The following is an 11410-nucleotide window of genomic DNA, read 5'->3' on the forward strand; positions in this document are numbered from 1 at the left end:
AAATTAGAGTAAAGGCATTAATTTTGACGGAAATTTTACTTGATCAGATCTCATGCACACACTTATCCACAATTTTGGTGGATAAGTAAATAGAGCCCAAATGCCGCAAGGGCTACAGAAAAGTAAAGCTTTTTTTATGATTAATTTTTGCGTTTTTACGCAGAATGAAACTTGACAGATTTTCTGGTACTGCTAATATTCCGCTCGCTTTAGAGCAATTCCCCCTTAGTTCAGTTGGTAGAACGGCGGACTGTTAATCCGTATGTCGCAGGTTCGAGTCCCGCAGGGGGAGCCAAATTCAAGAAAGCCCAGCTTAAAATAAGTTGGGCTTTTTTACGTTCAGAGCTTTGTGAACGGTGAATATGTCGCAGCCGGATGGCCGGCCCGTTCGAGTCCCGCAGGGGGAGCCAAATTCCTAAAAATGCCCAGCTTATACAGTTGGGCATTTTTACGTTCAGAGCTTTGTGAACAGTGAATATGTCACAGCCGGATGGCCGGCCCGCTCGAGTCCCGCAGGGGGAGCCAAATTCAAGAAAGCCCAGCTTAAAATAAGTTGGGCTTTTTTACGTTCAGAGCGTTGTGAACAGTGAATATGTCACAGCCGGATGGCCGGCCCGTTCGAGTCCCGCAGGGGGAGCCAAATTCCTAAAAATGCCCAGCTTATACAGTTGGGCATTTTTACGTTCAGAGCTTTGTGAACAGTGAATATGTCACAGCCGGATGGCCGGCCCGTTCGAGTCCCGCAGGGGGAGCCAAATTCAAGAAAGCCCAGCTTAGAAATAAGTTGGGCTTTTTTACGTTCAGAGCTTTGTGAACGGTGAATATGTCACAGCCGGATGGCCGGCCCGTTCGAGTCCCGCAGGGGGAGCCAAATTCAAGAAAGCCCAGCTTAGAAATAAGTTGGGCTTTTTTACGTTCAGAGCTTTGTGAACGGTGAATATGTCACAGCCGGATGGCCGGCCCGTTCGAGTCCCGCAGGGGGAGCCAAATTCAAGAAAGCCCAGCTTAGAAATAAGTTGGGCTTTTTTACGTTCAGAGCGTTGTGAACAGTGAATATGTCACAGCCGGATGGCCGGCCCGCTCAGAGTATAGATGGCTGAACGAACCAGATTAAATTATTGAAATCGATTAGTTGATAACGATAGTTGAACCAACCATTTCTTCATTTAGTACTGTTAGGTTAGACGCACCTACTGTACCCACCGCTTTCAATAGACCTTGCTCGTCACGCTCCATTGCTGGTGCGTCTGTAGTAACACCCTCAGGCAATTGGTCTAAGCCTTCGATTTGACCATAGAAGATATTGTTCACAAACTTAGAACCAACCATCTGGAATTTTTCGCCTTCAAATTGTCGGAATGCGTTTGTACCATCTTCAGTTGCGATAGACAGGTTGTTTTCAAATAGCGTATTAACAGCTGGGAAGATTGTTTCAACACGTTCATCGTTGGTTAAGCTCACACGGTGAATTGCATTACTCGCAAAGATACCTTGTGTGTTGTTCACTAGCGTGTTGTTCTTAACCACAACGTCTTTTGGTGTCCACTGTTTTTGCAGTGTTTTGCCGTCCGTTGAGTCTTTACTTAGCACTTCGCCATTCGCTACATCGATGATGCCTGTGTTCAGCACAAGAGCGCCACGGTAAGTACCTTTACCCAATGTACCTTCGATATAGTTGTTTTCAATTATGTGGTTCTCATCATAGATACGGATACCGCCTGAGTTAGCCGTGTTACCCGGTAAGATCACGTTGTTTGTCACAACATTATTATGGCCATGACGTAAAGAAATCATCGAAGTACTGTTTTTGATTGTGTTGCCATCAAAAGTGATGCCGCTCGCTTTCACAGAGATAAGCTCGATCTCGCCAGAGCCGTTTTTACCGACATAACCACTGATATTGTCGAAGTAGTTATTGCGGATAATACTTTGTGAATCAAACAGTGAGTTGTGGCTGTCACCCACGCGGATCGCTTGTCTGTCGTTGCGGTTGGTTCTCACCATTTTCGGGTTTGAGTTTTCGATCAGCTCCATATCTAAAGCCGTCAGGTCTTTAAAGATGTTACCTTCGATCAGAGTTTTCTCTAACTTGTCTGATGTTGCGACAACAAGCATCGCGCCGCGCTTGTACTTACCTTCAAAAGTATTGTTGGTAATCTTGTTATTTTCGCCGCCAACCGTGATCCAACGGATGTTAGGGTATTTTCCTTTCTCATCTGCTACGTATTCGTAATCGTTGAACTTGTAGATAACAGAGTTATTTAAGGTGTTGTTTTTACCAAAGATACCAAACACGCCCATGATGTTTGCATCATGACTTTCAGTGCTTAGTGTTGCGCCCCCATCAGTGAAGACTAAGCTTTCAATTAGGTTGTTATCACCCTTAATCAAGAACTGAGTTGAACCGTTAAAAATGGCAGTTCCAGGCTCTTGAGCAACAATCTTGACGTTGCTCGCAGATAAAGTCACACGACCTAAATCGGCATAGCGACCTGGTTTGATGCTAATAACGTCGCCATCTTGCGCGTTGTTGATGCTCTCGCGTAGCTCCAGCACCTCTTGTGCAGAAGCCACAGCAACACCTTGATCAACCATAACTGCTGTCGGTTGGGTAACTTGTTCTGTGCTTGCGTGGCTCGTTGTCGCGCTTGCGAATAGTAATGAACCTAAAATAAATGCAATTGGTGACTTTTTCATTAGTATCTCTTTCGTAGGGTATTTGAGTATGAGGGAAGGTTAGCAACACACAAGAGGGCGAGAAAACTGACTCGCCCTTGGAATGTGGTCTGAATCGCATCGGCTTTGTTAAACTGCGGATAAATTAAAATAATTTAATAATACAAATATACTGTGCTATTTAAGGGTTGTAAAGGGTCTTGGTTCAGGTTAATAGATCTCTTAGATTTTATTTTAACTTATTGTTTTTAAATACTTAAATTTGGGATCGTCTTAACTCTTAGTAGAAGTTTTAAACTAGACCATATGAGAGGCTCTGCAAATCAAGGATAATTTGTAATATTAGTGCACTTGCCATAACGAAATATTGATCGGGATTTTGGGAAAGATATAAAGTATGAATGAGTTGGTAATTCTTCCTGCTAGCAGTGTTCCCACTAGCACGTTTCTGGACAAAAATGAGTCAGTGATTATGCTAAATTAGAAATTCATAAATTACTTTCAGTATGGAAAAACCACTAAGTAATGCTAAGTTGCTACTCCCAAGCATCTGCGAGACTAGCCTTTAATTTTCTGTAGCCACAAAATAAAGTGTCGACTTATTGCGTTTTAGTAGGCGCTAGCAAGAAATTTTCTATGATATCCAATGGCTCTTTAAATGCATCAAGCAACGCATCTACTAGAGCTTCGTCTTCCGAAGACTCAATATGACGGCTTAAAGCATCTTTGCCCTCATCGGTGAATCGATAGTTTAGTAGATCCTTTTGATGCTCAGATAGCTTACTAATAAGGTCATCAAAGCTAATGTTGTCATTGCATATTTTTTTTCGCCCACACTCAGTTAACTTTTCATAGTGGTCGTTAACTAACTCGACCCAACCTTCCGTCTTAGCTAGCTGCCAAAGTGAAGGGGGCATTAACCTTTCCAGATCAGTATTTATGTTTAATCCGCCGACTTTGAACATTGCTTTTAGGTCATCATTTGGCTTCAATAAAAAGCGTTTTATATGCTTGGAAGCAACAGCATCGTCTAAAGTCTCTGAGGCCTTTTTTCCTGCATCATCGTTGTCCAAAATGATAAGAGCTTGCAATTTATCCTTGGGCTTAACGTGCTTTTGAAGCAAATGAAATGCTTGTAGTCTATCGGCTGCCGAATTAGCACCGTTACTAGCATTTGATGGGACAAAAATATGAACCTTGTCATTAAGTCCTTTTGCTTTAAGTAAACAGCCAAAAACTTTCTTATCACTTTTTCCCTCAAGGAAAAGGTGAGGTAGCTTAGTTTTAGACAGTTTATTTTTAAGATTTTCTTGAGCTTGGATGTACTCTTTCTCTCTCTGATCCCACTCTTTTCTTTTATCTTCAACTATTGGTGCAATTAGCTGTAGAAAGCCCATATTACCATGCAATGCTTTCTCGTCAGTCTGACTAACAAAAGTGGCGTTATCTTTCTGTCCAACATAGTAACTGGTTGTCTTAACATTCGAAGGTAACTTTTCAGATGAACCAATAGAGTAAATTGCTGGGGAGTGAGTTGTAATTAGTATTTGAGTGTGATTTTTTGCAGCTTCAATTAACTGCCTATTAAGCTCGAAGCAGGATAAGAACTCAACGTTATTCTCTGGCTCTTCGAAAGCCCATATCTGGGGTTTAATTGTATTTCTCTTTGCCGCTTTTTGCTTCCTAGACGCAATAAATGACAGGATCATCGGTATGTGGCGGATCTTTATTCCATCACCTCTCCTGGTCAATGGAATTTCATCTGCATTAAACTCCAATGCTCCAAAAATGCTCCTAAGGTTTTTGGGGAGTTTGACCACATTACTACCCGAAAACTCATCATCTATTGCTTTTGTAAGGTCTTGAACATGAGTATTGATCTCTTGTTCGAAACTTGAAGCAGATTGATGTAAACCTTGATCAGACAAGTTAGCCAATGAATCATATAGTTTAATTTGCAAATTCTGAAAATAATTCCAGTCTTTTGTTGCTGGTATATACTCGAAATCAATTGCATTTAATAAATTTGGAATTTTGCTGCGAGGAGGAAAACCTTTAGCTCTTTTTTGTATCTGGTTATTCCTGATTGTACACAACCCACTTTCTTCATAGTCGTTTCGAACCCCTTCTTCCCGCCATACTTTTTTCCAGTAAACATGGTCTTGTGTTAAGTTTTTTCGATAGCTTTTGGGAAGCTTTAAGGCAAGTTCAATAACAATCTCTTGCGCTCGTTGGTTATACTTAGGAGCATATTTATTGTGATCGTTCTCAAAATTAAAGTTCTGATTGTGATCTGTTTGCCCATTGAAGAACAGGTTTAGTGCTCGTAGCACATTGGACTTTCCAGCATCATTCCTTCCAACAAATGTCGTGATCTCTTCAGCCTTAAACGCTTGGTTAGAGATAGAACGGAAGTTCTTGATAGAGATCTGGCGTATCATTTACTGCTCCAAAGTTATCTTAGAGCCTTAATACTAATACAAAAGTATACTTTTCAGTAGGTTAAATTTCTTAAGCGAAATGAGAAGTGCTACCCAGTAAGAAAAAAAGGGGAGTAGCCTTGCACTTGGGTTTGCCATTAGATTCTGTATTTCAAAAGCAGTTCGCAAAGACTACTCATTCATTAGTGCTTAGCTCACTTTGGGGCGTACCATCTAATTAATGAGATAACGCTTGTTCAGCTAATTAGGGCTTTAAACCCAAAAAGTAATCGCACGTTATTGTCATCTGACAGCAGCCGGATTGCGCAATAAAAAATGGTCATCCGTTGGATGACCATTAAATACGTTTACGTAGAGAGCGTGGAGGTTACGCGCCTTCGTTATGCAACTCTAAGTTAGCAAGCTCTTGCTGAATCTCTCGCTGCGTTTTTGCATCATCGCTGCGCAAAGACTCAAGAAAGTCTAAGTACTGCTGATTGATGTCGCCGGTTACGTATTCACCGCTAAATACCGACGTTTCGAACTGAGAGATGTCTGTGTTGCCTAGGCCAACGGCGTCCGTAAGGTCTTCCAACGTCTGGAAAATGAGCTCATCGGCACCAATTTGCTTACAGATCGCTTCGTTGTCTCGGCCATGGGCGATAAGCTCATTGGCGCTTGGCATGTCAATGCCGTACACGTTCGGGAAGCGAATCTCTGGCGCAGCAGAGACCATGTACACTTTCTTCGCACCTGAATCGCGGGCCATTTCGATGATCTGCTCTGACGTAGTACCACGTACGATAGAGTCATCAACCAACAACACATTCTTGTCTTTAAACTCTGAACGAATCGCGTTGAGTTTACGACGTACTGACTTCTTACGCTGCTGCTGACCCGGCATGATGAACGTGCGGCCAACATAGCGGTTTTTCACAAAACCTTGGCGGTAAGGCTTTTCAATCGCTTGAGCGATTTGTAGGGCGATGTCACACGAGGTCTCTGGAATCGGGATAACCACATCAATATCCAGATCAGAAAATTCGTCACGAATTCGGTCGCCCAGTTTCTTGCCCATTTCCACGCGCGCGCTGTACACCGAAATCTTATCGATAAATGAGTCAGGACGTGCAAAGTAAACAAATTCGAAAATACATGGGTTGAGTCGAGGGTTATCCGCACACTGCTTAGTATGCAGTTGCCCATCAAACGTTGCATAGATTGCTTCACCTGGCGCGACATCGCGCATAAAGTCAAAACCGACCGCATCCAGTGCCACTGATTCAGAGGCAACCATGTACTCAGTGCGACCTTCAACCTCGCGTTTACCTAAACACAATGGGCGAATGCCGTTAGGATCGCGGAACGCTATCATGCCGTGACCGATGATCATAGCCGTCACCGCGTAAGCACCACGAATCGCGCGATGCACGTTGGTGACAGCACGGAACACATCTTCAGAGGTTACATTACCTTTGACAGTATCAATTTCATGAGCCAACACGTTAAGCAACACTTCTGAATCAGAGGTGGTGTTGATGTGACGACGGTCTTTCTCGAACAACTTTTCGCGAATTTCGTGTGCGTTTGTGAGGTTACCGTTGTGAGCCAGTGTGATACCAAATGGTGAGTTCACGTAGAAAGGTTGCGCTTCAGACGCGCTTGAGCTTCCTGCTGTTGGGTAGCGAACATGGCCGATACCCACTGTACCTTGAAGTCTTTGCATGTGTTTGGCTTCAAACACATCCTTTACTAAACCGTTCGCCTTTCTCAGACGAAAACGATTGCTATCTATGGTACAAATACCCGCGGCATCTTGGCCACGATGCTGCAATACCGTCAATGCGTCATAGATAGACTGGTTTACAGGCGTTGTGCCCACGATTCCAACAATACCACACATGTCTTAACCCTCGATTTTCGACAATGGCTGGAGCGCTATAGCGCCCCAGATAAGAAACTAGATGTTGCTTGTAGGTGTTCAAAAAAAGGTGCGATGATGCGGCTGAATTCCGGTACCAACTGCGACCCTTTCCACCACTGTGAGTCTGGAAACGACGTAAACGCATCCATGAAGAATAGTGCCGCTGACACTATAAGAACACCTCGTAAACCGCCAAACACGATACCAAGGACTCTATCCGTTCCAGACAAACCTGTCTTCTGCACTAATTGAGCAATCACATAATTGACGATAGCACCGACAATCAGAGTTGCAATAAACAGAGCAGCGATCGCGGACCCGTTTCGAATCATGTCATCTTCGATATTGGTGAAATACATCGCCAATTTCGCGTAGTACTGACTGGCAATAAAAAAGGCGCCAAACCAGATAACAAGAGACAGTGCTTCTTTCGCGAAGCCACGAATTAAACTGATCAGCGCTGAGAGGCCGATCACACTTAAAATGACAATATCTAACCAGTTCATGTTGTTCTACATCTTAAGTTGGCGCGCATTTTAACAGAAAAAACGCTGACGCAAACGTTTTCTTATGGATTTAGTGGTTTAAATTTAAGCAATCGGCCTTTTGAGCCAGTGATCTTTTCCAGTTCAATCACTTGGCGTTCGAGTTTACTCTTCGACACATCAGGACCAATAATTACTCGGGTAAAACCATTCTCTAATTTGGTGTGTGCTTGGTATCCGCGCTTTTGTAAATCATCCACGACGCTCTGTGCATTCTCTGCGTTTTTTAACGCCATCAGTTGGATGATCCATGCACTGTCTTGATACTCATTGCGTTCAGGGATGGCTTTAACGATCACCTCGAGTGGCGCCTCTTCTGCACTCCCCTCTTGAGTGACGACCGCGACAGGTGTATCGGGCAGCGCTTTCGAGTCATCCACCGGCTCGAGAATCTCAAACGATTCCAGATCGCTTTCAAGCTCCGGTTTTAGCGGAATACTGGCGATCTCTTCCTGATAGTGGCTTTTCTTGCCATCGAGCACATCGGGCAATACGATGACGCCAATCGCCACTAAGATGATGGTACCGACTAAGCGGTTTTGAAATTTGCTCGCCATTTAATCTCCTTATGTTTGCCAATGCGCCAACACTTCCCCAACGGTATGAAATGAGCCAACAACCAGTATCACATCGTCTTGGCCCGCCTTTGTCATCGCGGCTTCAAAAGCCAGCACCGGAGAATCAAAGGTTTGAGTCGCGGCTGGTAAATGACTTGCCAGTTCATTAGCGTGCGCGGCGCGAGGACCATGCAGTGAAGCTGGATACCAGTGCGAAGAGAGCTCGCTCAAGATAGCCAGCGTCGCCTTGATGTCTTTATCATGCAGCATGCCCACCACAGTATGAATCACACGTTTTGGGTATTGCTTGGCTACACGTTCAACCAGGTATTGCGCTGAATGTGGATTGTGCGCGACATCCAAAAGTATCACTGGCGAAGTGTGCAGAATTTGCATGCGCCCTGGCAAGGTGGCGTTTTTAAGGCCGTTGACGATATTGATATCTGTGATATCCAGATTGGCGTTTGCCAGCGCCGTTAAGGCCGTCGCCGCGTTCTGCAGCGGCAGTCCGGGAATGGGTAGCTCGTTTAATTCAAAAGTGCCAAGTTGCCAGCGCCATTGTGTCTCTGATTGTTGCTCGTAGTGGTATTGAATCCCCACTTGAAAGAGCTCAGCCTGAATATCATCGGCGTGTGCTGCCACGGTTGATGGCGCTTTCGGTTGACCGCAAATCGCTGGTTTGCCTGCGCGAAAGATGCCGGCTTTCTCAAAACCAATCACGTTAATGTCATCGCCCAGCCAATCGACGTGGTCGATGGCTAAACTGGTAATCACGGATACGTCATGATCGACGACATTAGTGGCGTCTAAACGCCCGCCCAAACCGACCTCAAGCAAGACAACATCCACTTGCTCGGTTTGAAACAGGCGTAACGCCGCAAGCGTGCCAAACTCAAAAAAGCTTAGGCTGATATCCCCACGCTGCTGTTCAATGAAATCGAAGGCTTGGCAATGCTTCTCGTCGGCTAAATCGACGCCATTGATGCGCACGCGCTCGTTGTATCGAATTAAATGAGGAGAAGAGTAGACACCGACTTTATACCCTGCGTCCAGCAAAATCGCTTCCATCAAAGCGCAGGTAGAACCTTTGCCGTTGGTGCCAGCAACGGTAATGACTGTCGGAGCGGGTTTGGTTAAGTTGGCTTGTTGTGCGACGGCTTGGACTCGGTCTAGCCCGAGATCTATCGCTGAGGTATGGATGTTGGCTAAATAATCAAGCCACATCGTAAGAGGGGATGTGGCTTGTGGAATTTGGGTTTGACTCATCTAACTGAAACCATAAATTGTGGTGGTTTGTTAGTGTGTTACTTTACCCTTTTTCGTCCGCTTCTGGTACTTCATATGCAGGTTCATTTGGCGCATCATTCACAGAAACCACCAATGGCGACGGTTGATTGGTCATTTTGGCCAACAAACTGCCGATGCGTTGACGCATTTCACGGCGATCAACAATCATATCGATAGCCCCGTGTTCCAATAGGAACTCACTGCGCTGGAAGCCTTCTGGAAGATCTTCACGAACGGTTTGTTCAATCACACGGCGACCTGCAAAACCAATCAGTGCTTTGGGTTCACCAATATTGATATCGCCTAGCATCGCTAAGCTCGCCGATACACCGCCCATGGTTGGGTCCGTCATTACTGAGATGAACGGCAAGCCTTTTTGCGATAGTCGCTCTAACGCTGCACTGGTTTTTGCCATCTGCATCAGAGACATTAGCGCCTCTTGCATTCGCGCACCACCACTGGCCGAGAAACAGACTAAGCCACAGTTGTTTTCCATCGCCGCTTCAACCGCACGTACGAAACGAGCGCCAACGACTGAACCCATCGAGCCCCCCATAAAGGAGAACTCAAACGCACACGCGACCACAGGTAGACCCAACAGCTCGCCTTGCATAACGATGAGCGCGTCTTTTTCACCACTGCTCTTTTGCGCAGCAGAAATACGGTCTTTGTATTTCTTCGAATCGCGGAACTTGAGCTTATCTTGTGGCTCAAGCTCAGTGGCTAACTCAGTACGATTGCCTTCATCCAAAAATGTTTCAAGACGACGACGCGACGACATGCGCATGTGGTGATCACATTTAGGACAAACTTCTAGATTTCGCTCTAGTTCAGCGTGATAAAGCACTTGTTCACACGATGTACACTTGGTCCATACCCCTTCAGGGATTGACGCTTTTCTCGATGTGCCGATATTGCTCTTTTCTAAAATCTTTTCAAGCCAACTCATGGAAGACCTTTTCTCTCTCGATCCCCGTTCAATACAGGGATTCAAATTCTGAATTTACGCGTGAGGATTAAAGCATATTAAATGCCAAGTGTAGACAAAAAACTGGTTGTACCTATTTTCTGGCTCTCTGTCTCACGCCCTAACGTCCTGATTGATTCGACAATTTATCACGAATTAGTTCAGATTGTCTGGCAAAAACAGAGGTCCGATCGGTACGCGTGGCAACTGATACTCATCCGGATAATCCACATCCACCAAATATAATCCTTCTGCTTTCGCTGTGGCGCCCGCCAATTTTCTGTCTTTCACGCCAAGCAACCACTCTATCCACTCGGGCTTTTGCTCACCGCGTCCCACGCAGATAAGGCTGCCGGTAATATTACGCACCATATGATGCACAAAGGCATTGGCCTTAATATCAATCACGACATATTGCCCGTGACGAGACACATTCAGGTGCATCACATTGCGCCAAGGGCTACGAGATTGGCATTGCACCGCTCGAAATGAGGTAAAGTCGTTTTCGCCGAGCAAATACTGCCCAGCTTGGTGCATCAATGCTTCATCCAGTTCACCGTGGTAGTGGCTCACGCCTGACGAGAGGATCCCGGGTCTCAGAGGGCTATTGAAGATAATATAGCGGTAGCGTCGCGCGGTCGCAGAGAAACGAGCATGGAACGACTCCGGTACCTCTTTCGCCCAGCGAACACAGACATCCGATGGCAAATTGGCGTTCACGCCCATAGTCCACGCCACCATTTTTCTTTCTGCCGTGGTATCAAAGTGAACCACTTGGCCAGTGCCATGTACGCCTGCATCTGTCCTGCCAGCACATTGCACTTCAACGGGGTGATTGGCGACAACACTCAACGCTTTCTCGAGCGCTTCCTGAACACTTTTCACCTCTTTTTGGCGTTGCCAGCCATAGTATTGAGTACCGTTATATTCGATACCTAACGCTATTCTCATCTGCAGAATCTCTTTAAAAATGGGCCGGGCAGTATACCTTTAATAAGGATAAAAAATAAGAGGGCCGCAGCCCTCTTACCTCA

The 11410-nt window shown here is 45.3% G+C and carries 8 protein-coding genes and 1 tRNA gene; 1 reads left to right on the top strand and 8 read right to left on the bottom strand.

Features of this window, described 5'->3' with window-relative positions:
* Positions 1-219 precede the first annotated feature (219 nt).
* Positions 220-295, top strand: a tRNA-Asn gene (locus tag AC6R10_RS06945).
* Positions 296-1128: 833 nt separating this feature from the next.
* Here the strand turns inward: AC6R10_RS06945 and AC6R10_RS06950 are convergent.
* The 8 genes from AC6R10_RS06950 to truA form a co-directional block, all read right to left on the bottom strand.
* Positions 1129-2697 carry a polysaccharide lyase 6 family protein gene (locus AC6R10_RS06950; protein ID WP_500671851.1) on the bottom strand — a complete coding sequence of 523 codons (1569 nt, stop codon included), beginning with the start codon at positions 2695-2697 and terminating at the stop codon, positions 1129-1131.
* Positions 2698-3275: 578 nt separating this feature from the next.
* Entirely contained in the window at positions 3276-5117 is a 1842-nt protein-coding gene (locus AC6R10_RS06955; protein WP_500671852.1) for an ATP-dependent nuclease, read from the bottom strand.
* Positions 5118-5484: 367 nt separating this feature from the next.
* Positions 5485-6999 carry an amidophosphoribosyltransferase gene (gene purF / locus AC6R10_RS06960; protein WP_487903799.1) on the bottom strand — a complete coding sequence of 505 codons (1515 nt, stop codon included), beginning with the start codon at positions 6997-6999 and terminating at the stop codon, positions 5485-5487.
* A gap of 35 nt (positions 7000-7034) precedes the next feature.
* Positions 7035-7526, bottom strand: a complete 492-nt coding sequence (locus AC6R10_RS06965; RefSeq protein ID WP_334552740.1) for a CvpA family protein — start codon at positions 7524-7526, stop codon at positions 7035-7037.
* A gap of 62 nt (positions 7527-7588) precedes the next feature.
* Positions 7589-8122 (bottom strand): SPOR domain-containing protein, encoded by a 534-nt coding sequence (locus AC6R10_RS06970; protein WP_500671853.1) that lies wholly within the window; start codon positions 8120-8122, stop codon positions 7589-7591.
* A 9-nt stretch (positions 8123-8131) separates the two neighbouring features.
* Positions 8132-9388, bottom strand: a complete 1257-nt coding sequence (folC, locus tag AC6R10_RS06975; RefSeq protein WP_500671854.1) for a bifunctional tetrahydrofolate synthase/dihydrofolate synthase — start codon at positions 9386-9388, stop codon at positions 8132-8134.
* 43 nt (positions 9389-9431) lie between these two features.
* Positions 9432-10358, bottom strand: coding sequence for an acetyl-CoA carboxylase, carboxyltransferase subunit beta (accD, locus tag AC6R10_RS06980; RefSeq protein ID WP_500626009.1), 927 nt, complete (start codon positions 10356-10358; stop codon positions 9432-9434).
* A gap of 174 nt (positions 10359-10532) precedes the next feature.
* Positions 10533-11327 carry a tRNA pseudouridine(38-40) synthase TruA gene (truA, locus tag AC6R10_RS06985; RefSeq protein WP_500671855.1) on the bottom strand — a complete coding sequence of 265 codons (795 nt, stop codon included), beginning with the start codon at positions 11325-11327 and terminating at the stop codon, positions 10533-10535.
* Positions 11328-11410: the final 83 nt, after the last annotated feature.

Source organism: Vibrio sp. R12-SG2-ISO1, from assembly GCF_059834045.1.